Origin of the sequence: Qipengyuania sp. ASV99 (assembly GCF_047872805.1) — a bacterium.
GTDB lineage: Bacteria > Pseudomonadota > Alphaproteobacteria > Sphingomonadales > Sphingomonadaceae > Erythrobacter.
The window spans coordinates 150,262-170,735 of sequence record NZ_JBLQUK010000001.1 but is presented as its reverse complement, the minus strand read 5'-3'; the positions used below and the strand labels follow the sequence as shown (position 1 = coordinate 170,735).

The following is a 20,474-nucleotide window of genomic DNA, read 5'->3' as shown; positions in this document are numbered from 1 at the left end:
CTATTATGAATGGCGCGGTTCGCGCCGATCTGCGCGGAGATTTCCCCGGCCTGGTGAACAAGGACGGTTCGCCGTGGCACTATCTCGACACCGCCGCAACGGCGCAGAAACCGCGCGTGGTCATCGACGCCATGGTGCGGGCGCTGGGCGAGGATTACGCCACGGTGCACCGGGGTGTTTATTCCCGCTCTGCCGACATGACGATTGCTTATGAAGCGGCGCGGCAACGGATCGCGCAATTCATCGGAGGCGCAGAAGGCCAGATAGTGTTCACGCGCGGCGCGACCGAAGCGATCAATTTGGTCGCGAACAGCTGGGGGCGCGCCAATCTTCAGCCCGGCGACCGCATCATGCTGTCGCAATTGGAGCACCATTCCAACATCGTGCCGTGGCAAATGATTGCCGAGCAAACCGGCGCTATCATCGATGTTGCTCCGTTGACGGCCGACCACCAGATTGACCTTGATGCCGCAGAGGAAATGCTGACCGAGCAACACCGGCTGGTCGCTTTTGCCCATGTTTCCAATGTTCTGGGCAGCGTTCTGGACGCCCCGCGCGCCGCCGCAATGGCGCATCGGGTCGGCGCTAAGCTGCTGCTCGATGGCTGTCAGGCGGTGCCGCACATGCCCGTGGACATGCGCGCGCTTGGCTGTGATTTTTACGTTTTCAGCGCGCATAAGCTTTATGGCCCGACTGGGATTGGCGCCTTGTGGGCCCCGGCGGAGGTTCTCGAAACGATGCCGCCATGGGAAGGCGGCGGTTCGATGATTGACCGCGTGACCTTTGCTGGCACAACCTACGCAGACCCTCCGCAACGATTTGAAGCTGGCACTCCGGCAATTGCAGAAACCATCGCCTTTGCCGCCGCAGCCGATTATGTCGCGGAGGCCGGGCTGGCGGCGACGCAGGAAACCGAGCGCGCGCTGGTCGCCCGTTTGCGCCGCGAGCTTTCCGCGATGAACGATGTGACGGTGTTCGGGCCCGCAGACAGCGCCGGGATCGTCAGCTTCCTGATCGACGGCATCCATCCGCACGATCTTGGAACGATCCTCGATGAAGCCAATGTTGCGATCCGCGCCGGGCATCATTGCGCGCAGCCCTTGATGGATTATCTCGCCATCCCGGCCACCGCACGGGCGAGTTTCGGAATCTATTCAGTGCCGGAAGATGTCGATGCACTGCTCGAAGGCATTGCCCGCACCCGGCGGATTTTTGGAAGAGGCACAAAGCCATGAACAAGCCAAACGACGAACGCGATTTTATCGCCGCTCCAGCGCCGAACGATAATGTGATCGCGCAAAAGCCGCCGCGCGCGCGGGTTTCCGACGCCGTCGAACTGCAAGAGGAACCTGCTGCCGCGCCCAAACGCGAGCGGGATTATCTCGATGGTTTCCTGCATCAAAAGCCGGCGCAAGACCCCGTCGGCGGCGCAGGCAGCGATCTGCAAGCCGCCGTTATCGAGGCGCTGAAGGAGATATTTGACCCGGAAATTCCGGTCAATATCTACGATCTCGGCCTGATCTACGGCGTTGAGGTCGATGAAGAGGCGGACGCCACGATTACCATGACGCTGACCACACCGCACTGCCCAGTGGCCGAAACCATGCCGGGAGAGGTCGAACTGCGCGCTTCGTCGGTTCCCGGTATTCGCGATGCCGAGGTTGAGCTGGTGTGGGATCCGCCATGGAGCCCGGAAAAGATGTCCGACGAAGCGCGGCTAGAATTGGGGATGCTGTGATGAACACCGAAACCAAAACCCGCCAGATCCCTGCCGCCGTTGTCCTGACCAAGCGCGCCGAGGAACGCATTGCGCAGCTGATGAGCCAAGCGCCCGGCGATGCGATTGGAGTCAAGCTTTCCACTCCGCGCCGGGGCTGTTCAGGTCTTGCCTATTCGGTCGATTATGTCACCGAAGAGGCGAAGTTCGATGAGAAGATCCAAACCCCCGGAGGCACGTTCTACATCGACGGGGCAAGCGTGCTTTATCTTGTCGGATCGACGATGGACTGGCGCGAGGATGACTTCACCGCCGGTTTCGTGTTCGAAAACCCCAATGCCAAAGGCGCTTGCGGTTGCGGCGAAAGCTTCATGGTGTGAAGCAGGAACGGCCGCGCATCATTCGCCTTCGTCGATGATGCGGGCCAGCAGGCGGCGCTCAAGATCATCCACCTCACCATCGGCATTGATCATCGCGTCGAGCCATTCGCTTTCGTAGTCGGTGACGGCTTCGCCTGCCGCGGCCAGCGCTTCATAACCCGAGCCGGAGGCCTGTTTCTTGCCGAAAACCTTGCCTAAATGGTTGCGCACATGCGGCACTTCGCGTGCCATCTGGCCAAAGAACCGTCCGACATTGGCCCGGTTGTCAGCGATAAACGCCTGCAATTCGCGCGCGCGGCCATGTTCGAGCTGAGCATTTTGCAGCGCAAAGCCCTTGAGAAAATTCGCCACGCCATCGACGAACAGATCGCCCCATTCAGCGGCGTTTTCTTCGGGCAGCGTCTCGTCCTTGAGCCGGAACAACATTTCCGCGTCATAGCGAGTAACAGCCGCTGGGCCGTGACCGCCGCTGGCGAAGATGACCCGGCGGATGATCCGGCATTCGGCGGCGCTGATGTGGGTTGCTGAAAGCTCGCCGCCGCAGCGGGTCGGGCCAGTCCCGCTCAACACCTCGCGTTCGATCTGTGCCAGCACATAGTTCTTGAGCCGATCAGGGGTGTTCTCGGCACGTTCGAGAATGCGCACCATTGCCTCCAGCTCGGCCATGCTTTCGACCGCGCCGTCGGCATCGATTTGGCTGATTAGCCATTCGGCTTCTTCATCGTTGCATTGCAGGCGGGGAAGGGTGCCGTTCAGCACAAATTCGCCAATCGCCTCGACGAAGAAGTCGCACCATTCCTCGCCGCGTTCGGTAAGCGCATGGTTGATCGCAAACAGCGCCTCGGCTTCTTCGCGGGTGATGATCCCGTCGCCCCAGCCTTCGCCGCGCAAAGCCAGCACATCCTGGGCTGTTACCTCTCCATCAGCGGCTACGCGCTGCGCAATCTCTGCAAAATGCGTGGTCATGTGCCGGTATGTCCCTTCAGGCCGGGTATCTTCAATGCGGCCTAGGGTATGGCATGAATGTGCTTAAAGTCGGGTTACCGCCGCGCAATCAGCGCTGCGCCTCCACCGCGTCTTCAACCTCTGCGATGCATTGCGCCCGGTCTGTTGCCGCGCCATTTTCCCGCGCGCGCGTTTCGACATGGGTTGCGACAGGATCGGCATTGGCCGCCAGTGGGTAGAGATAGATGTCGAGCACGCAGGTGCCCGACACATATTGCAATTTGCGCGCGTCGCCTTCTGCCAGATCGATCCGCGCCATGCCAAAGCGCTGGGTCAACGATGCTGCGGGTTCACCGATGATGCCCACCAAGCCCGCCTCGCGCGGGATCAGCCGCGCACGAACATCGGCGGATTCGGGTGTGGCAACAGGCGCCGCAACGGATGTTACAACTCCGCTGCTCGGCCCGGTCGTGCAACCAGCCACCAACATTGCGGCGCTCAAAGAGACGATAATTCTACGCAAGCCAATCACCTTTCTCTCTCTCATCCTGCCGCGTCATTGCGTCATGCGCCAGATGCGTTCCTGCCGCTGCCCCCAGAATTGGCGCCAGGAGGTTGACGAACGGCACCAGCATGATCGCCGTGACAACCCCGCCGAGCATAAGCCGCTCCGCGCGCGGGACCGGGCTCTTCGCCGCCGCTTCGCCCTCACAATGCCGCAGCCACGCCATATCGGTCAGCTCCCTCCCCAGCAGCCAGGCGTTGACCGATAGAAACACCAGAGCCGCGCCCACGCCAGTCACCAACAGCACCAGCGCCACCGGCAGGGCGAGCGCGTTGACTGCGACTGTGCGCCCAATCCCGCGCAGCGCATTGGCCAGATCGCGGCGAAACGGCAAGCTTCGTGCTTGTCTCGCGCGCGCCGGATAATGCTTCACTTCGACCGCTGCGACGATCTCATCGGCGAAGAATTGCAACACTGCGAGCGCCACCACGCGAAACAGGAGCCACGCTGCTACTGCGGCGATCAGCACCGCAGCTGTGGCGCTGGCAAAGCCTCCACCCGACAGGCCTGCTGCTTCGAATCCTGCGACCAGTGCCGCCCAGAGCCCCACGCCCATTGCCGCAAACACCAGCAGGGTAACCAGCACCGTTTTGGCGAGCACACCCAACACAGCACGATCGGCAAGCTGGCCAATCGCTCTCCCGAGGCTGATGAGCACCGCTTTCATGGCGCTGCGATGGGGCGGGGCGGCGGCCAAGTCAAACCTCCAATCTTTGACCTTGGCCTGATGCGCTCATCGGGCTAGGCGCGCTGCCAATTGGATCACACCTTCGCAACACAGGAAACACCCTTTGCCCGATAGCCTCACCGAAGCCCGTTATGACGTCATCGCCATCGGCAATGCCGTCGTCGATGTGATTGCCTCTTGCGAAGAGGGCCTGATCGAAGAGCTGCAGCTCAATCGCGGCGGCATGACCTTGATCGACGAAGCGCGCGCGGATGAGCTTTACGAAGCCATGCCGCCTGCGCGCGAGCTTTCGGGCGGATCGGCGGCCAACACGCTCGCCGGGTTGTCGACGCTGGGCTTGCAATGCGCCTTTATCGGTCAGGTCGCCGACGATCAGTTGGGCAAGGTGTTTCGCCACGACATGCGCGCCACCGGCATTGATTTCGACACTCCGGCGCGGGAGGGCGAACCGGCGACGGGGCGCGTGCTGATCTTCGTCACCCCTGATGGCGAGCGCACGATGAACACCTTCCTTGGCGCGGGCCAGTATCTCCCCGCTGCGGCGCTGGATGAGGAGCTGATCGCCAGCGGCGCGATCCTCTATCTCGAAGGCTATCTGTGGGACCCGGAAGAACCGCGCCGCGCGATGCGCCGCGCGATTGACGTCGCCCGCGCAGCCGGACGCAAGGTTGCGTTTACCGCATCCGAAAGTTTCGTCATCGAACGTCACGGCGATGATTTCCGCGCCATGATCGACGACGGGCTGATCGACATCCTGTTCGTCAACGAAAGCGAACTGGCGACGCTCACTGGAGAGGCGGATTTCGACGCCGGCTTTGCAGCAATCTCGCCCAAGGTCCCGGTGCTGGTTGCCACCCGCAGCGAGAAGGGTGCGGTTGCCGATGCGCATGGTGAGCGGGCGGCCGTGGCCGCAGTGCCGGTTGTCAAAGTGGTCGACACCACCGGCGCAGGCGACCAGTTCGCAGCGGGGTTTCTGGCGGGCTATGCGCGCGGCGAACCGCTTGAACGCTGTCTCAAACGCGGCGCGATCGCCGCTTCCGAGGTCATTTCGCATTACGGCCCGCGGCCCGATGCTGATATGCAGGCGTTGATGCGTGAGCGGCTGTAGCGCAAAGCCCACGCCGCCTGACACACCTGACACACTGTCCAGAGGGGGAAATCCGCTCTCATAGCAGCGCCCTTCTCACCCCCAAGCAATGCGGGCGTGCCAAAGGCGCAAACTGACGATGTGAAAGAGCCGGACGGTGTAACCGGACGGCCATATCAAGCCGCAGCTTTGTAGGAAAATCATTCCTTCGGCACGTAATCCGCGCGGCGCAGCGTGATCATGTAAGCGGCGACTTCGTCGACACGCTCTTTGGTAAGGTCGAAATCCATCGCTTCAGGGTAATTATGTGCATCCACGAGCCATGCGCGGATGGTCGCCTTGGTCACGCCCGGGCGGTTCGCCACCGATTCAAAACTGGGGGCTTGCGGATTGGGAGAGAGGTAGGGCGGCTCCACCGCATGGCACCCGCCGCACGCCGCTTCGACGAAAGCGGGCGGGGCGGGCTGAGCTGAGGCGGCCAACTGAAACTTCGGCGCGGTGCTGCACGCGGCGGTGAACGGCAAAGCGGTGAAGGCAAAGACGAGCGAGGCGACGAGAGCAGGGCGATGGGTCATGGCGGCCTTATCGACCATGCCTGGCCAGACCACCTTGATCAGGATCAAGGCCTATCTGTTCTACCCTGCAACATTTCGGGCGCATGGAACCAAAACGAATTGGACACCCATTGCAGTTTCGAATTGAAGAATGCTGCGAGGCAGCCGCAATTGTGATTCTTATCACATCGCCAGTGCGATGACCTTATCGGGGAGTCTCCATACTGCGATATTGGATTGAAGTTCCTGCATGGAAAAAGAGAAGTCTTCACGAGCACCTGCGATGACCTCGTCGGCGTCTTCATCTTCGCCGTTCATCCGCAATGCGGCAGCCAAAACGAACCGCGCATGCAGGGAATCTTCCTGCCTATACAGTTGGGCGAACCTCAGTGCCTTCGAACCGTCTCCCGATGTTATTGCGCACAGTGCTGGACCCAACCAGTACCACGGTGGATGACCTGGGTTCAAAGAGATTGCCTTGCTCGAAAGCCCGTCCGACAGTTGGCAATTTCCCAAGGCAGCGTAGAGCCATGCCGCGTCGGCAAGAATTTCTGTATTGTTCGGACTCATCCGCAAGGCTCGCTCAATCGATACACTTGCGGTCGCATCATTGCCGCTGAAATACTGAGCCAAGGCGAGCTGCGAATATGCCATCGAATTCGTCGTATTCGCTTCTACGGCCCGCTTGGCAAAGCCTAGCGACTGTTCTGGATAACTGTCCGCCCCTGTTTGCGAACGACGCCCAGCGATTAGACGCCCCTCCTCTCCATAAATGAATGAAAGTAGGGCCAGCGCGTCAGAATAACGCGGGTTTTCATGAATGGCATCATTGAGGCAAGAGCGAACCTCTGCTCGCTCTACTGGTTCCTTCGTACGCATGTAATCATAGGCGCTAAGCTCGCAGAAATAATCATTGAGATCTACATCGCGCTGGAGTGTGATATTGTTACGCATGGCCTCATGAATTACTCCATAAGGCTGACCCAATTCAGCAGCAATCGCGAGCGCAATATCGCTTTTGACTGTCAGAAAATTGGTGGTACTCAATGAAGTCAGCTCACTTCGTTGTGACCAGACCACTTCTTCATCGCTTGTTCTGAGGAGGCTCGAATTTACAAGAAACCCTGTGTCATCCACCGTGATCGTACCTAGCAGAACAAAGTCTGCTGCCCGGCGATCCTTAGACGATTCAAATTCTCGATCTTTGACTGTGTCATGGCCAAGAACCGCGAGGTTAGGGAGCTGGGACAAATAAGACACAATCTCGTGCTGGAGACCCGAGCGCAATTGTTCGGCAAGAACCAGTTCGGTGCCATTCACTTGAAAGGCCGCGACAGCGACCGATGGACCTTCAGGTTGCCTCGCAGCCTGTTCAGGGTTGAAATTGGGCACCAAGTGATCCCAGAAGAGCATTGCAACAATGAATGCAATCAGAGCAAAGATTATCGCCCGTTCTGGCGTAACATCGGTGCCCTCCCGCGATTTAAATTTGCTGGCGGCTGCGTTGGTTTTGTTTATCTTCTTTGGCGCTTGGAACTTTGGCACATAGGCCCCTGGCCTAAGTATAATTACAGGGTCGTCAGCCGCCCCATCTAACGTATAGTAATCACTTAAAAGGCTTCTTAGCCGGGACATATGAACGCGAACAAGTGAGTCTTCGGACGGATCGAAATCAGAATCTCTGCCAAAAACGTCGATCCCTATGCCGTATCCTTTCAATTTGTCAGAGCGGCCGGCGAGCGTCTCTTCGACGAGATAAGACAGCAATTGACACTGCCGTGGCGAGGCCAAAAACTGAGGGCTGGCCAAAACATTTTCAAGCGAACGCCTGATAGCCTCTTCCGAGTATTCCCCTACCTGCATCGTTTGCGGACCGTATTGCGCCTGTTTAACCCGTGCAACTGGTTTGTCCGGCGTCGAGGTTGCCAACAGCTAAGCCGGTGCCAGCACTCTCATCATACGTTCTGCGCCAAACTCGCTGAGCCAGATCGCTATTCGACAGGAGTCAGAGGGAGCATACATACCATCGACCAGGCCATTGTTTTCGAGCCTTGCGAGGGCTCGCCAAAACTCTGGCTCTTTCAGCGTGAGCGATGCCCGTAACACTCCAGAATAAACCATTTCATCGCGCAAATGCGCTTTGGTCAGATCCAGTAGAAGCGCCCAATCGATCGCATCTTCGTTGAGCCCCGGAAGATAGCGCCGCCTCGCCCTCTCAACGCGGATAAGCCGAGCGACCTGCTGCTCGAGCAAATACACATCGAGCACGGGCCCATTCGAAAGTTCGCTCGCTTGCCTCTTCAGCTTGGGTTCGCGCCTGGAGAGATATGCCAGCCCGTCGGTGCGCTCTCGAAAACGTTGGAGATCAAGGGCCACAGCCGTAATTTGATTGGTCAGCGCAGTTTTCGATGAACGAGTTCGCATAAGCGGTCTCTCCGATTCGAGGTTTTTTTGCATTGCCTTACTCTCCACACAGGCTTCACGAGAAGGTAAGGTTAATCGGAGTTAATTGGCGTTAATTATATTGTTTAACTGTTGAAAGATCGGGGGAAAACCAATGGTGACCACCTGCAAATCAGCTACTGGTTTTGGTGTCAGAGGCACCGCATAGCGGTCGTCATTCTCTGCCCGTGCCAAACTGCCGCTCAATTCGGGCGCGGGAGCGGGCGCTCGGTTTCGGCTTCGCGCGCGACTTCTTTCCAGCCGATGTCGCGGCGGCAAAAGCCGGTGGGGAAGGTGATCGCGTCGACCGCTGCATAGGCGGCTTGCTGCGCCTCGGTGACATTCTTGCCGGTTGCGGTGACGCCCAGCACGCGGCCGCCGCTCGCAACCAGCGCACCGTCTTTCATCGCGGTTCCGGCGTGAAACACCTTCGCGGCGCGCCCGCCGTTTGACGCTCCGGCCGCTCCCAGATCAATCGCGCCGCCTTTTGTGGGGGTGCCGGGATAGCCCTTTGCCGCCATCACCACGGTCAGCGCGGTTTCATCGGCGAAATCAGGCTCTGCCGCATCCAGTTCCCCCTTGGCACAGGCGAGCATCATCGCGGCAAGGTCGCCGCGATAGCGCATCATCAGCACCTGACATTCGGGATCGCCAAAGCGGGCGTTGTATTCGATCAGTTTAGGGCCCTCCGCCGTCAGCATCAGCCCGGCATAGAGCACCCCCGAATAAGGCATCCCCGCCGAAGCCATCGCCGTGACCGTGGGATGGATGATCTCTGCCATGGCGCGCGCCTGCAATTCCGGCGTCAGCACCTGGGCAGGGGAATAGGCGCCCATGCCCCCAGTGTTGGGGCCGGTGTCGCCTTCGCCCACCTGCTTGTGATCCTGCGCCGTGCCGAACGGGACCACGGTCTTGCCATCGGTGACGGCGAAAAAGCTCGCTTCCTCACCCTTCAGGAATTCCTCGATCACTACCTCTGCGCCTGCATCGCCGAATTGACCGTCAAACATCTCGGCCAGCGCGGCCTCGGCTTCGGCCCGGTTGGAGGCGATCACCACACCTTTGCCTGCTGCCAGCCCATCCGCCTTCAGCACATAGGGGGCAGCGAAACCGGAAAGCGCCGCGCGCGCCTGTTCGAGCGTGGAGGTGCGAACATAGGCGCCGGTGGGGATATTGGCGCGGCGGCACAGATCCTTGGTGAAACCCTTGCTGCCTTCAAGCTGCGCAGCGGCCCGCGAGGGGCCGAAAGCGGGTATATTAGCAGCGCGCAGACTGTCGACCAGACCATCGACCAGCGGCGCTTCGGGCCCAATCACAACCAACCCGATCGCGCGGCTTTCGCAAAAGCGAACCACCGCTGTGTGATCGTTCACGTCAAGCGTGATGCATTCGGCATCCTGCGCGATGCCTGGATTTCCGGGGGCGGCGTAAAGCTTCGTTAGGCCGGGGGATTGCGCCAACCGCCATGCTAACGCATGTTCACGACCGCCTGACCCAAGCAAAAGGATATTCATGGCCCGCGCCCCCACCGATACAAACATTCCCGGGCTGGTAGCGCGTGCATCGCCGGGCGACAATGCCAGCCCGCTGTCGATCAGCGAGATTTCCGCGATGCTCAAACGCACCGTGGAGGACCGGTTTGGCCATGTCCGGCTGCGCGGCGAATTGTCAGGGGTGAAGCGCGCTGCTTCGGGGCACATGTATTGCGCGCTGAAAGACGAGAGCGCTCTGCTCGACGGGGTGATGTGGCGAGGCAATGCCGGGCGGATCGCCTTTGTTCCCGAAGATGGGCTTGAAGTGATCGCCACAGGCAAGCTGACGACCTATCCGGGGCGCTCGAAATATCAGATCGTCATCGACAGTCTCGAACTGGCGGGCGAAGGCGCGTTGCTCGCGCTGCTCGAAAAAACGCGGCTCCGGCTGGAGGCTGAGGGGGTGTTTGCCGCAACCCGCAAGCGCCGTCTGCCGTTTCTTCCGCGCACCATTGGCGTGGTCACATCGCCAACCGGATCGGTTATCCGTGATATTCTCCACCGGCTGGCAGACCGGTTTCCTAGCCATGTGGTGGTGTGGCCGGTGCTGGTGCAGGGACAAGGCGCGGCGGAGCAGGTTGCTGCGGCAATCCGAGGGTTCTCCGCGCTTGAACCGGGCGGAGCAGCGGCGCGCCCCGATGTCGTGATTGTCGCGCGCGGGGGCGGTTCGGTTGAGGATCTGTGGAGCTTCAATGAAGAGATCGTGGTGCGCGCGATTGCAGATTGTACCATTCCGGTTATTTCGGCTGTGGGCCACGAAACCGATACGACGCTGGCAGACTTTGCCGCGGACCGGCGCGCGCCAACCCCAACTGCGGCGGCGGAAATGGCAGTGCCGGTGCGGGCCGATATTGCCGCGTCGCTTGCCGATTTCGCCAATCGCCAGCGCCGCGCGGTGCATCGCCCGGTCGAGCTGGGACGCGAACGGCTGGAGGCAAGGCTGCGTCGAATGCCTAAGGCCGAGGCGCTGCTGCAACCGCATGCGCAGCGGCTGGATGAACTGTCCGAACGGCTGCGCCGCGGGCTGAGGGACCGCGCGGGCAAGGGGCGCGAATTGCTGGCCGGGACTGCCGCACGGCTGTCACCCCGGATGCTGACCCGCGCGCTGGACGACCGGCAGCGGCAGCTTGCCGGGGGGAGGCTGGTCCCGGCGCTGATCGAGCGGCCGATGATTGGCGCACGCGAGCGGCTGGATGCACTGGTGCGGGTCGCCAGTCAGTTGCACCCCGAAAAGCCGTTGGAGCGAGGTTATGCCATTGTGCGCGATCCGCAGGGTAGGGCCCTGACCGGCAAGGCGCAGGCAGAGGCCGAACGCTTGCTGACGCTGCAATTCCGCGACGGCACGCTGGCAGTCGAGGTTGGCGACAACCCGGCTTCCCCGGCGCCCGCTCCGCAGCAACCGCACAAGGCGGCGAGCAAATCGCGGCAAGCCACCCCGCATCCTTCCCCGTCGCGCCAAGAGGATTTGTTCGGCTAGGAACCCCGTGTTAAGGAGCGCCCTATGTTGATGTCATCCAGCGATAAAGCCGCCAAACTCTATTACAGTCCCGCCAGTTTTCGAGTGCTGCGTCCGGGCCGTCATGTCCTGTGTGCAGTGTCCGGAGAGCCCATCCCGCTCGAAGAGCTGCGCTATTGGAGCGCCGAGCATCAGGAACCCTATGCGACCGCCGAAATCGCCACCCGGCGCTTACTCGGCCAGATTTAGGCAGGAGCATTGGCAAGCGGATCGATAAGGCGGGGCTTATGGCTTCCTGCTGCATTGGGGTTTGCGGCATTGATCAGTTGTGCAAGCGGCGAGACCGCTGCGCCGGAAACGCCGCAGGCCAATGCCAATGCCAATGCCAATGCCAATGCCAATGCGATTGATGGCGCACCCGCCACCCCCATTGCCACCCCAACAGCGCCGCAAACCCGCCTTTCCTATAGCGGACAACTGACGCAAGGTGGGTATATCCGCGGCCGGCTGGGTGTGGGTGATTGGACCGCGACCTTGGGCGATGCTCCGCTTGAGATTGGCGCTGACGGAAGCTTTTTCGCCGCGTTCGACCGCGATTCGTCCGATACGATCACGCTGACCGCGACACTTGGCAGCGGCCAGATTATCCGCGAGGTGCTCTCCATCAAGCCGCGCGACTGGCAGATCGAACGGGTGAATATTGCGCGCCAGCCGGGCGGCCCCAGCGCCAGCTTTATGGAGCGCCGCCTCCCCGAACTGGAAGCGATCAACGCTGCCCGCGCTCTGCAGACGGGGGCAAGTGGCTGGAAGCAGAATTTTATCTGGCCGGTCAAAGGACGCATCTCGGGACGCTTTGGTCGTCAGCGGATATATCGCGGAGAGCCGGGCAGTTACCATTCGGGCATTGATATTGCGCCGGGTGACGGCGTGCCCTTTGTCTCTCCGGCGGACGGCGTGGTGGTTCTGGCGCGGACCGGATTCAGTCTAGAGGGCGGGTTGATTATCATCGACCACGGGCACGGTCTCAACAGCGCGTTCCTCCACGCCAGCCGGATCGTCGTGGCAGAAGGCGACACCGTGGTTCAGGGCCAGCATATTGGCAATGTCGGATCGAGCGGGCGGGCAACCGGGCCGCATCTGCATTGGGGTCTGAAATGGAAAGATGCGCGCCTTGACCCACTGCTTTTCACTGGCCCAATGGACTGAACGCGCGCCAGACCAAACGGTGGATTGACGCAGACATGGCAAACCGGGATGTGGCGGGCGTGAACAATCCCCCTTCATTCCTGCGCATTCTATTGATTGGCGCAGTCGCGCTGGGTCTCGCGCCGGGGACATTTCTGCGCAGCCAGATCGACCCCGACCCTGCTGATCCGGGGATCGCAATCACTGCCCTCAGCGACCACAATGGCATCACCGGTACGCTGGAAGTCACCGGCCTGTGGCAATTGCGCGCGAAGCATCCTTTCTTCGGCGGATTTTCTGCCTTGGTTGCTGATGATAACGGCGGATTGCTAGCCGGGAGCGACCGCGGCTGGACGCTGCGAATCCCGGTGGAAGGCGGAGAACCCTCTGCCAGCGCCGCCGAATTCAGCTATTTCGCGCAGAAGCGCGATTCGTTTGAAGAAATGGTCGATCTCGAGGCGATGTCGCGTGACCCGGCCACGGGCATCCTGTGGAGCGCCTATGAGAATTTCAACGCGCTCCAGCGGGATACGCCGGACGGTGCCACCGCCCGCCGCGCGCCACCCGAAATGCAGGGGTGGAGCGCCAATTCCGGGCCGGAGACAATGGTGCGATTGGCCGGCGGCGCGTTCATCCTGCTGGGCGAAGCGCCGGAGCAATCGGGCTTGAGCACGCGACCCGGCCTGCTGTTCGCCAGCGACCCGATCGATGTGCTGACCCCGATCCAATTCCGGTTTCGGAGCCCGCCCGGATATTCGCCGGTCGATGCGACCGCTTTGCCCGATGGCTCCGTCCTGATCCTGCTGCGCCGCGTGCAAATCAGCATTCCGGCGGTTTTCGACACTGCGATCATGCGCGCCGACCCTGCGGCCATCACACCGGGGGGCGAGTGGAGCGGCGAGATCATCGCCCAGCTTTCAGGGCCGGTGCTGGGCGAGAATTTTGAAGGCATCGCCTATGTCGCCGGCGAAAGCGCGATTTACCTGATCGCTGACGACAATCTTTCAATGTTTCAGCGCAGCCTGCTTCTCCGCTTGGGCTGGCGTGCTGCGAATTCGCCACTGTGAATCACACAAAAGGGCGCGCGAAACAGCTTCGCGCGCCCTTTTGTCAGCCTCCGGGATTACCTCCCGCTGCGTAAATGTCAGGCCGCTACTGCAGCTTTCTTCAGCTCGCGCTTTACCTTGAGTGCGCGCTCTGAAAGCTTTTCGTCATTGGTCTTGAGCAGCCAGTTATCCAGCCCGCCATTGTGTTCGACCGAACGCAGGCCATGCGTCGATACGCGAAACTTGAAGCTGCGCTCCAGCTTTTCGCTCATCAGCGTAACCTTCTGCAAATTTGGCAGAAAGACGCGCTTGGTCTTGTTGTTGGCATGGCTCACATTGTGGCCGACCTGGCGACCTTTGCCGGTCAGTTCGCAAATCCGCGACATGATATCTCTCGTCTGTTCAAATGGGCGGGCAGTGACCGAATACGAATCGCCTGCAAAAGCGGTCCCGTTCTTCGTGTGTCCCGGAAAGCGGCGCGGATAGCGGCGCGGCGGCGAATCGTCAAGCACAGTTGCACGCGGCCCGTGCTGGCGATAGCGCGGGTGACATGACCCTTTGGCCTATTCCTGCTCCGATGCAAGCCGCGCTGAATGCCGCCCGCGCGGCTGCCGAGGCGGGCGAAGTCCCCGTGGGCGCTGCGGTGGTCAGCCAAGGGGAGGTGATCGCGCTCGCCGCCAATGCCACCCGCAGCCCCCCCGATCCGACCGGCCACGCCGAAATCCGCGCCCTTCGTATGGCGGCAGAGGCGCTGGGGCAAGACCGGCTGACTGGCTGCGACCTCTATGTCACGCTGGAGCCTTGCGCGATGTGCGCAGGAGCCATCAGCCACGCCCGCATCGCGCGGCTATATTACGCCGCCAGCGATCCCAAAGGCGGCGCGGTCGAACACGGTGCGCGGGTCTTCGATCAGAACACATGCCAGCACCGGCCCGAAATCTATTCGGGCATCGGCGCAAACGAAGCGGCAGAATTGCTACGCGCGTTTTTCAGGGAGCGGCGGTGAGGATCAAGGCTTTGTCCGAGCGCTGATGCAAACCGATACAAGCCAATGCTTGCCGCCTGGGCGTGCCCAGCCATAAGTATTTGCGAAATTTGGGCTTCATAGCGGAATCGGTAAAACAATGAAGATGAACCGGGTTGCGCTGCTGGCGCTTGTTCCTGCGCTCTATGCTTGCGGCGGCGGCGACAGCAGCCCTGCGCCGGTGGTTGGATCGTCGCCAACTCCCAGCCCGACCCCCACCCCATCTCCATCTCCAACGCCAACGCCAACGCCATCTTCGGGCTTCGTGCGGACCGCCGACATCGTCTATGGCGCTGGGCCCACCACCGGCGGCCAGATGCCACTTTTTCTCGATTTCTACAGTCCCGACGCATCTTGCGCATCGCCGCGCCCGACGGTGATCTTTGTCCATGGCGGGGGTTTTGTTGGCGGCAGCCGGAGGGGCGCCAATGTCGAGGCAATCGCACAGGAACTAAACCAGCGCGGCATCAATCTAGCCTCGATCCAATATCGCCTGCAGGGCGATATGCCGCAAATATCGGCCGAGTTTGCCAGTTTCGAAAATGGCTTTCGGACGATTGCAAATGGCGAGCCGAGCGAGCGAATAACGGCCTTTACCGCAGCGGTGGAGGATGCGGTTCGGGCATTGCGTTGGACGCAGGACAACGCCGACCAATATTGCATTCAGCCCGACCGAATTGGCCTTTGGGGATCGTCGGCTGGCGCCTACACGGTGCTCCACGCGGCCTATTCATTGGATGAATTTTCAATCCAGAGGCCCGCAATTCGCGTCGTGGTCGATTATTGGGGTGGTCTTTTCCGGGACACCGATCTTGAAGCGAATGAGCCTCCGCTGTTCATCTTGCATGGCACTTCGGATGCGACGGTTCCCTTCTCTGAGGCTACCGAGTTGACCGAACGCGCGGATGGCGTTGGCACGCCCGTCACCCTTTATTCGGTAATCGGTGGCGGTCACGATTTTAACGGGAGCGGATTTTTCGAAGTCGAGGTGGACGGGCAATCCATCGCTGCCAAAACCGCAGAGTTTGTTTCCGAACATCTGCGGGATGGTGGTTCCCCTGTGTATGAAAAGCGCGAATTACAGCGTTAGGGCGATTTTGAGAGCAGGCCAATCTACGCATGCCCAGCGCCAGCTCCGTGAATCCCGCCCTAATCCGCCTTTGCCCGCGACAGCACCAGCGCGGCCACAGATAGCAGCAGGATCGCACCCGCTTCATAAAGCACGTTTTCAGGGGCCATATCCTTGCCCTGCAGCACGATCAGCCGCGCAATCGCGGTGATGGCGATGAAGATCGGATAGATGAAGAACGTGCCCTTGCCGGTGTAATAGACCGCGATCATCCCGATCACTTCGGTGTAGAGGAACATCAACAAGATGTCAGCCAGGTTGATCTCGCTGCGCTGATAGACGGAAACAACCTCCGCCCCGGCGGCGAACACAGTCATCCCGGCGACCAGCACCAGCAACAGGCGCTCGACCAGCACAAATGCACGCCCCGCGTTTGTCTGGCGGTCGGTGGGAACCGTGGGGTGATCGGTGACGGGCTGCGGGTCGGCCATGCCAGATTGTAGCGTATGAAACCTGCTGCTGGCCAGCGCTGCTTTCAAAGGCCCCGCCAGATCAAAGCCCGCGCCAGATCTGGGCCTTTGCCCCGTCGCGCGCGCCGTACCGCCGATCATCGCAGCGCGCCGGGCGGAAGCGGGGGCCGTAACACAGCCGGATTTCCTCAAGCCAACCCTCGCTGTTGAGCTTAACGCCCACATGCGCGGGCTGCCACATGCGTCCATTGGCATCGGCAAAGGCCTGACGGATGCGCCCTGAGGTCAGGCCTTCCTCGCGGCTGATCCGGTCGTAATCGGGGATCCGCAGGCTCTCCCACAGGACGCGGGTGACAGCCAAATAGGTTTCGGGCCGCCGGGTCATGCAGGAACCGTGCTTGGCCCATTGCCGAGCGATCAGCCGGGCGGAGGGCATCATGCAAATATGGCTGCGCGCGATCGCCGGGGTAACCGGAGCGGTGGCGGGGCACCATTGCGGGTAGGTGCGGCTGCCCTGCGGCCAAAGGCCATGCACGACGAGGCCAAAGCGGCCATTGTCGCCCGAACATTGCGCCGCGTGCGCGCGGCTTTCCTGACGCAAGCGGCAAAAGGCGGGCGACCAGCTGAGCGCAAGGGTGTAGCCGGTGATGGGGACCACGCGCGGCCGTGCCTCGGGCGTGATCTGCGGGACGGTGGAGACTTGCGGCGCGCGGCATTGGTAGGCCTGCGCGTGGGCGGTGGCGGGCAGGCACAGGAATGTAGCGAAGGCCAGAAGGAACCTATTCAAAGACCGCATGTGCACCCTCCTTCAGTTGCGCGAACCAGCGCGCTGATTGGGGGAGAAACAGCAAGAGCACGGCAAGCCATGTGATGACCCTGACCGTGATGCTGAATATGTATTGCGAGTTAAGCTGCAACAGCAGATCCAAATGCCGTGCATTCAAATGCATCAACCAAGTGATCGCACCCCAAAGCACAAATATCGTTATGAGCCAGCGCGCGATGCGGCTTCTAAACAGCCAGATCGCAACGATTGGGATGCAGACAATCGTGAACTCGGCGGACAGCATCACAATTAGCGCATCATCACTCAGCCACTCTCCGGTGATCGGATTGAAGCCACCAAAGTTGTAGTCACCGACCCGGGACAGTCCGCTTATCAACTGCGCCAAGCCAGAAGAAAGCAGCAGCGCCGCAAAAAGATGGATCGGCCACGGCCTCGGCCCTTTCGCGATCTTCATACCAGCGCGAAATCCAGCCCGACATCTGCCGCCGGCGCGCTTTGTGTGAGCCTTCCCACCGAGCAATAATCGACTCCGCTGGCCGCCTTGGCCGCGATGGTTTCGAGGTTAATGCCGCCGCTGGCCTCGGTCGCGGTGCGGCCGGCGACCAGCGCCACGGCCTGTTTGAGCGTCGCGGGCGACATATTGTCGAGCAGCAGGTGATGCGCGCCCGCTGCAATCGCTGGTTCGATCTGGTCAAGCCGGTCGACCTCGCAGATGATCGGTTTGACGCCTGCATCGCGCGCGCGCCGCACCGCTTCGCCAACGCTGCCTGCGACCGCGACGTGGTTGTCCTTGATCATCGCCGCGTCCCACAAACCCATGCGGTGGTTCTGCCCGCCGCCTTGCCGGGTTGCGTATTTCTCAAGCAATCTGAGCCCCGGCAGGGTCTTGCGCGTGTCGAGCAGGGTGCAGGTCGCGCTACCCTGCTGCATTGCCTCGACATAGGCGCGGGTCATGGTCGCAATGCCGGACAAATGCTGCACGATGTTGAGCGCACTGCGCTCGGCGGTCAACATTGCGCGAGCATTGCCAGTGAGCCGCATCAGGTCCGTGCCCGCCGCAACCGAATCGCCGTCGCTGGCGAGGGATTCGATCACGCATTCGGGATCGAGATGTCGGAAGAACGCCTCAGCCAGCGGCAACCCTGCCACCACAATCGCATCGCGGCTGTCCATTACGCCGGCAAAGCGGGCATTGGCGGGGATCACGCTGTCGGATGTGACGTCCTTGCCGCCGCCCGGAAGCCCCTCTCCTAGGTCCTCCGCCAGCGTTTCGCGGACAAAGCGGTCAAGGTCGAAGCCGGGGAGGGTAAAGGTCATGGCTTCTCAATAAACGGACCCGCAAGGTCCGCAAGCCCGACCGGGTGCCCGCAGCGGCCGCGGCAATGCAGTGCGTCTAGTGAGGAGGTGCGCGCGGATGCGCTCTCCTGCAAAATCAATGCACGAAACGCGCCACCACATCGCGATACGACCGCGAAACCTTCACCTCTGCGCCCGATTCGAGCACCAGGAAACATTCGCCATTGGTGTGCGGTTTGACCTGCCGCACCAGATCGAGATTGACGATGGTGGAGCGGTGGACACGTTGAAATTTACGCGGGTCAAGGCGGCGCTCCAGATCCTTCATCGTTTCGCGCAGGATCAGCGAATTGTCGCCGGTAAAGATGCACATATAATCGCCCGCCGCATCGATATGCTCGATCGAATCGACCTCGACGCGGAAAATCTGGCCGCGATCCTTGACGTTGATGAGCTTTTCGAAGCGGTCAGCGCTTTCGCCTGTATCTGAGCCAAAATCCGCCGCCCTTTCGGGCGCAACTTCAGCCAGCACATCCAGCAGATGTTCGGCGTCTTCGGAAGACTTTTTCTCCGCGATCCGTTGCCGCACTCGCTCAATCGTATCGGCCAGCTTGTCTTCGTCGACCGGCTTCATCAGATAATTGACCGCATTGGCTTCAAACGCGCGGATCGCGTGCTCTTCATAGGCGGTGACGAAGACGAACAGCGGGGGTTCGATCTCCATCACCCCTTTGACCACGGAAAAGCCGTCAAAACCGGGCATCTGGATGTCGAGGAACACCAAATCCGGCTTTTCGGTCTTGATCTTGCGGATCGCCTCGCGCCCGTTGGAACAGGTGTCGATCACTTCGACATCTTCGAACGGTTGAAGCCGGACTTGCAGGCCCTGAATGGCGAGTTTCTCATCATCGACGAGGATGGTGCGGATGGTCATTGCGAATTTCCAATGGAACGTTGGGGGTTGAGGTTGATCACATTGTCCAAAGCTTCTTCGGGGGAAGCGGGGGGCTCGGGCTCTGTGGGTGGGGATGAGGGCGGCGCTGTCCCAGCAGCGGGCCGACGGCGCGTCGGCAAAGGTTCCCGCAATTCGGCGGGCTCATATGGGATTTCGATCAGCACAGTAAAACCGCCACCAGGCTGCGAACTGGTTTCGAACAAATGGTTCTCACCGTAACCCTGCATCAAGCGGTTGCGAATATTGGCGAGGCCGACCCCGGTTGACGTCGCCGAAGTGGCGGGCCGCGCCGCGCCGTCGCTGTCGTATTCGAGCATGCTTCGCTGAAGTGGTTCATCAGCGCCCGGACCGGTGTCCTCGACCGCGATCCGCAGCCTTTGCCCAACCACCCGCGCCGAAAGCGAGATGCGCGCGCCTTCTTCTTGCGGGCTCACAGCATATTTGACCGCGTTTTCAATCAGCGGCTGCAGCAGCATCGAAGGCAGCCGCGCATCCATCGCCGCCTCTTCAATATCGAAATGAGTACGCAGACGTTCTTCAAAACGCATGCGCTCAATATCGAGGTACAGCTGCAGGGTTTCCACTTCCTGCGCCAGCGTAACCTGACTGCCGGGTTCGGTAATCAAGGTGTGCCGCAGAAATCCCGACAAGCGCGTCAGCATCGCATTGGCGGGCTCGGTCTGTTTCAGCAGCACCAGCGTACTGATCGAGTTGAGCGTGTTGAACAGGAAATGCGGGTTGAGCTGATACCGCAGCATCGCCAGCTGCGCCGTAGTTGCCTGCGCCTCCAGCCGTTCGAGCCGGTCAGCCTGTTCCTCCACCGTCAGAAAGAAATTGATCGCGTAATACAAGGCGCTCCACCCGCCCAGCAGCGTGAGCGGAATATAGGTGATCCCGACAAAACGCTGAACAAAGCTGGTTTCGGGAGAGGCAGCGTAATAAAGTTCTTGCACCCAGGCATCGATCACCGCGTGCAGCACCACCGCCACGAACAGCGCAATCGCGGTGCCGCCCCATGTCACCACCGGGCTGCGGTCGATCAACTGCCGATAGATGACCGACAGCACCAGGCTGATCGAAAAGCCGGTGATCGTCGTTACGAAGATCAGCACCAGCAGATTGTAGGGCAGGCCATTGGCCAGCGCATTGAGCGCGCGCAGCAGAAATGCACCGCCCCAGCCCGCCAGCTGGAGGTTCCAGAAGGCGCGGTTCTTGCTCGCAAAAAACGGCGCAGGCTGGATGCGCATCATCGACATGGATATGTCATGTAGCGCAA

Annotated in this window: 24 protein-coding genes; 10 read left to right on the top strand and 14 right to left on the bottom strand. The window is 60.9% G+C overall.

What is annotated here, in order from left to right:
• Positions 1-5 precede the first annotated feature (5 nt).
• The 3 genes from ACM64M_RS00810 to ACM64M_RS00800 are packed head-to-tail and all read left to right on the top strand — an operon-like array spanning position 6 to position 2,097.
• On the top strand, positions 6-1,235 hold the full coding sequence (locus tag ACM64M_RS00810; protein ID WP_416227331.1) for an aminotransferase class V-fold PLP-dependent enzyme: 1,230 nt from the start codon (positions 6-8) through the stop codon (positions 1,233-1,235).
• Positions 1,232-1,738 (top strand): SUF system Fe-S cluster assembly protein, encoded by a 507-nt coding sequence (locus tag ACM64M_RS00805; RefSeq protein ID WP_416226741.1) that lies wholly within the window; start codon positions 1,232-1,234, stop codon positions 1,736-1,738. The genes ACM64M_RS00810 and ACM64M_RS00805 overlap by 4 nt, the downstream gene beginning before the upstream one ends.
• Positions 1,738-2,097, top strand: coding sequence for a HesB/IscA family protein (locus ACM64M_RS00800; RefSeq protein ID WP_416226740.1), 360 nt, complete (start codon positions 1,738-1,740; stop codon positions 2,095-2,097). Before ACM64M_RS00805 ends, ACM64M_RS00800 begins: the two co-directional genes overlap by 1 nt.
• 18 nt (positions 2,098-2,115) lie before the next feature.
• Here the strand turns inward: ACM64M_RS00800 and ACM64M_RS00795 are convergent, their stop codons facing one another.
• From ACM64M_RS00795 to ACM64M_RS00785, 3 genes are all read right to left on the bottom strand, one after another.
• A complete protein-coding gene (locus ACM64M_RS00795) occupies positions 2,116-3,063 on the bottom strand; it encodes a hypothetical protein (protein ID WP_416226739.1) in 948 nt (315 codons plus the stop codon).
• An 88-nt stretch (positions 3,064-3,151) separates the two neighbouring features.
• A complete protein-coding gene (locus tag ACM64M_RS00790) occupies positions 3,152-3,526 on the bottom strand; it encodes a hypothetical protein (protein ID WP_416226738.1) in 375 nt (124 codons plus the stop codon).
• Positions 3,527-3,557: 31 nt separating this feature from the next.
• Entirely contained in the window at positions 3,558-4,274 is a 717-nt protein-coding gene (locus ACM64M_RS00785; RefSeq protein WP_416226737.1) for an EI24 domain-containing protein, read from the bottom strand.
• A 124-nt stretch (positions 4,275-4,398) separates the two neighbouring features.
• Here ACM64M_RS00785 and ACM64M_RS00780 point away from each other — a divergent pair, with 124 nt between their 5' ends.
• Positions 4,399-5,403 carry an adenosine kinase gene (locus tag ACM64M_RS00780; protein ID WP_416226736.1) on the top strand — a complete coding sequence of 335 codons (1,005 nt, stop codon included), beginning with the start codon at positions 4,399-4,401 and terminating at the stop codon, positions 5,401-5,403.
• Positions 5,404-5,582: 179 nt separating this feature from the next.
• On the opposite strand, the gene ACM64M_RS00775 is transcribed toward ACM64M_RS00780, so the two are convergent.
• The 4 genes from ACM64M_RS00775 to purD form a co-directional block, all read right to left on the bottom strand.
• Positions 5,583-6,005: a hypothetical protein gene (locus tag ACM64M_RS00775; RefSeq protein ID WP_416226735.1), complete on the bottom strand. Its 423-nt coding sequence runs from the start codon at positions 6,003-6,005 to the stop codon at positions 5,583-5,585.
• Positions 6,006-6,119: 114 nt separating this feature from the next.
• On the bottom strand, positions 6,120-7,865 hold the full coding sequence (locus ACM64M_RS00770; protein ID WP_416226734.1) for a FlgO family outer membrane protein: 1,746 nt from the start codon (positions 7,863-7,865) through the stop codon (positions 6,120-6,122).
• A 3-nt stretch (positions 7,866-7,868) separates the two neighbouring features.
• On the bottom strand, positions 7,869-8,393 hold the full coding sequence (locus ACM64M_RS00765) for a hypothetical protein (protein WP_416226733.1): 525 nt from the start codon (positions 8,391-8,393) through the stop codon (positions 7,869-7,871).
• 188 nt (positions 8,394-8,581) lie between these two features.
• Positions 8,582-9,892, bottom strand: a complete 1,311-nt coding sequence (gene purD / locus ACM64M_RS00760) for a phosphoribosylamine--glycine ligase (RefSeq protein WP_416226732.1) — start codon at positions 9,890-9,892, stop codon at positions 8,582-8,584.
• On the opposite strand from purD, the gene xseA reads away from it, so the two are divergent.
• The 4 genes from xseA to ACM64M_RS00740 all read left to right on the top strand — a co-directional run bounded on the left by xseA (position 9,891) and on the right by ACM64M_RS00740 (position 13,618).
• Entirely contained in the window at positions 9,891-11,387 is a 1,497-nt protein-coding gene (xseA, locus tag ACM64M_RS00755) for an exodeoxyribonuclease VII large subunit (RefSeq protein ID WP_416226731.1), read from the top strand. The genes purD and xseA overlap by 2 nt on opposite strands.
• A gap of 24 nt (positions 11,388-11,411) precedes the next feature.
• A complete protein-coding gene (locus ACM64M_RS00750; protein ID WP_416226730.1) occupies positions 11,412-11,615 on the top strand; it encodes a DUF2093 domain-containing protein in 204 nt (67 codons plus the stop codon).
• Between the two features lie 69 nt (positions 11,616-11,684).
• On the top strand, positions 11,685-12,572 hold the full coding sequence (locus ACM64M_RS00745) for a M23 family metallopeptidase (protein ID WP_416226729.1): 888 nt from the start codon (positions 11,685-11,687) through the stop codon (positions 12,570-12,572).
• 59 nt (positions 12,573-12,631) lie between these two features.
• Positions 12,632-13,618, top strand: coding sequence for an esterase-like activity of phytase family protein (locus ACM64M_RS00740; RefSeq protein WP_416226728.1), 987 nt, complete (start codon positions 12,632-12,634; stop codon positions 13,616-13,618).
• Positions 13,619-13,695: 77 nt separating this feature from the next.
• On the opposite strand, the gene rpmB is transcribed toward ACM64M_RS00740, so the two are convergent.
• On the bottom strand, positions 13,696-13,983 hold the full coding sequence (gene rpmB / locus ACM64M_RS00735; protein WP_416226727.1) for a 50S ribosomal protein L28: 288 nt from the start codon (positions 13,981-13,983) through the stop codon (positions 13,696-13,698).
• Between the two features lie 164 nt (positions 13,984-14,147).
• Between rpmB and ACM64M_RS00730 the strand changes: the two genes are divergently transcribed.
• Together ACM64M_RS00730 and ACM64M_RS00725 are read left to right on the top strand one after the other, a co-directional pair.
• Positions 14,148-14,603, top strand: a complete 456-nt coding sequence (locus ACM64M_RS00730; protein ID WP_416226726.1) for a nucleoside deaminase — start codon at positions 14,148-14,150, stop codon at positions 14,601-14,603.
• A 118-nt stretch (positions 14,604-14,721) separates the two neighbouring features.
• Positions 14,722-15,711 (top strand): alpha/beta hydrolase fold domain-containing protein, encoded by a 990-nt coding sequence (locus tag ACM64M_RS00725; protein WP_416226725.1) that lies wholly within the window; start codon positions 14,722-14,724, stop codon positions 15,709-15,711.
• Positions 15,712-15,770: 59 nt separating this feature from the next.
• Here ACM64M_RS00725 and ACM64M_RS00720 read toward each other — a convergent pair whose 3' ends face one another.
• From ACM64M_RS00720 to ACM64M_RS00695, 6 genes are all read right to left on the bottom strand, one after another.
• Complete coding sequence (locus ACM64M_RS00720; RefSeq protein WP_416226724.1) at positions 15,771-16,181, bottom strand: phosphate-starvation-inducible protein PsiE; 411 nt, start codon at positions 16,179-16,181, stop codon at positions 15,771-15,773.
• Positions 16,182-16,242: 61 nt separating this feature from the next.
• The gene (locus ACM64M_RS00715) at positions 16,243-16,956 is read right to left on the bottom strand and encodes a ribonuclease T2 family protein (protein WP_416226723.1); all 714 of its coding nucleotides are present in this window, start codon (positions 16,954-16,956) and stop codon (positions 16,243-16,245) included.
• The gene (locus ACM64M_RS00710; protein WP_416226722.1) at positions 16,940-17,401 is read right to left on the bottom strand and encodes a hypothetical protein; all 462 of its coding nucleotides are present in this window, start codon (positions 17,399-17,401) and stop codon (positions 16,940-16,942) included. Before ACM64M_RS00710 ends, ACM64M_RS00715 begins: the two co-directional genes overlap by 17 nt.
• Positions 17,398-18,264, bottom strand: coding sequence for a carboxylating nicotinate-nucleotide diphosphorylase (gene nadC, locus ACM64M_RS00705; RefSeq protein ID WP_416226721.1), 867 nt, complete (start codon positions 18,262-18,264; stop codon positions 17,398-17,400). Before nadC ends, ACM64M_RS00710 begins: the two co-directional genes overlap by 4 nt.
• 115 nt (positions 18,265-18,379) lie before the next feature.
• The gene (locus tag ACM64M_RS00700) at positions 18,380-19,177 is read right to left on the bottom strand and encodes a LytR/AlgR family response regulator transcription factor (RefSeq protein WP_416226720.1); all 798 of its coding nucleotides are present in this window, start codon (positions 19,175-19,177) and stop codon (positions 18,380-18,382) included.
• The gene (locus ACM64M_RS00695; RefSeq protein ID WP_416226719.1) at positions 19,174-20,454 is read right to left on the bottom strand and encodes a sensor histidine kinase; all 1,281 of its coding nucleotides are present in this window, start codon (positions 20,452-20,454) and stop codon (positions 19,174-19,176) included. The genes ACM64M_RS00700 and ACM64M_RS00695 overlap by 4 nt, the downstream gene beginning before the upstream one ends.
• Between the last annotated feature and the right edge of the window lie 20 nt (positions 20,455-20,474).

Bases quoted from the DNA above. Each gene is read 5' to 3' on its own strand.
- ACM64M_RS00810 (WP_416227331.1), top strand. From the start codon at position 6: ATGAATGGCGCGGTTCGCGCCGATCTGCGCGGAGATTTCCCCGGCCTG.
- ACM64M_RS00785 (WP_416226737.1), bottom strand. From the start codon at position 4,274: ATGAAAGCGGTGCTCATCAGCCTCGGGAGAGCGATTGGCCAGCTTGCC.
- ACM64M_RS00795 (WP_416226739.1), bottom strand. From the start codon at position 3,063: ATGACCACGCATTTTGCAGAGATTGCGCAGCGCGTAGCCGCTGATGGA.
- ACM64M_RS00730 (WP_416226726.1), top strand. From the start codon at position 14,148: ATGACCCTTTGGCCTATTCCTGCTCCGATGCAAGCCGCGCTGAATGCC.
- nadC (WP_416226721.1), bottom strand. From the start codon at position 18,264: ATGACCTTTACCCTCCCCGGCTTCGACCTTGACCGCTTTGTCCGCGAA.
- purD (WP_416226732.1), bottom strand. From the start codon at position 9,892: ATGAATATCCTTTTGCTTGGGTCAGGCGGTCGTGAACATGCGTTAGCA.
- ACM64M_RS00765 (WP_416226733.1), bottom strand. From the start codon at position 8,393: ATGCAAAAAAACCTCGAATCGGAGAGACCGCTTATGCGAACTCGTTCA.
- rpmB (WP_416226727.1), bottom strand. From the start codon at position 13,983: ATGTCGCGGATTTGCGAACTGACCGGCAAAGGTCGCCAGGTCGGCCAC.
- ACM64M_RS00715 (WP_416226723.1), bottom strand. From the start codon at position 16,956: ATGCGGTCTTTGAATAGGTTCCTTCTGGCCTTCGCTACATTCCTGTGC.
- ACM64M_RS00710 (WP_416226722.1), bottom strand. From the start codon at position 17,401: ATGAAGATCGCGAAAGGGCCGAGGCCGTGGCCGATCCATCTTTTTGCG.
- ACM64M_RS00695 (WP_416226719.1), bottom strand. From the start codon at position 20,454: ATGTCGATGATGCGCATCCAGCCTGCGCCGTTTTTTGCGAGCAAGAAC.
- ACM64M_RS00700 (WP_416226720.1), bottom strand. From the start codon at position 19,177: ATGACCATCCGCACCATCCTCGTCGATGATGAGAAACTCGCCATTCAG.
- ACM64M_RS00720 (WP_416226724.1), bottom strand. From the start codon at position 16,181: ATGGCCGACCCGCAGCCCGTCACCGATCACCCCACGGTTCCCACCGAC.
- ACM64M_RS00725 (WP_416226725.1), top strand. From the start codon at position 14,722: ATGAAGATGAACCGGGTTGCGCTGCTGGCGCTTGTTCCTGCGCTCTAT.
- ACM64M_RS00800 (WP_416226740.1), top strand. From the start codon at position 1,738: ATGAACACCGAAACCAAAACCCGCCAGATCCCTGCCGCCGTTGTCCTG.
- ACM64M_RS00750 (WP_416226730.1), top strand. From the start codon at position 11,412: ATGTTGATGTCATCCAGCGATAAAGCCGCCAAACTCTATTACAGTCCC.
- xseA (WP_416226731.1), top strand. From the start codon at position 9,891: ATGGCCCGCGCCCCCACCGATACAAACATTCCCGGGCTGGTAGCGCGT.
- ACM64M_RS00805 (WP_416226741.1), top strand. From the start codon at position 1,232: ATGAACAAGCCAAACGACGAACGCGATTTTATCGCCGCTCCAGCGCCG.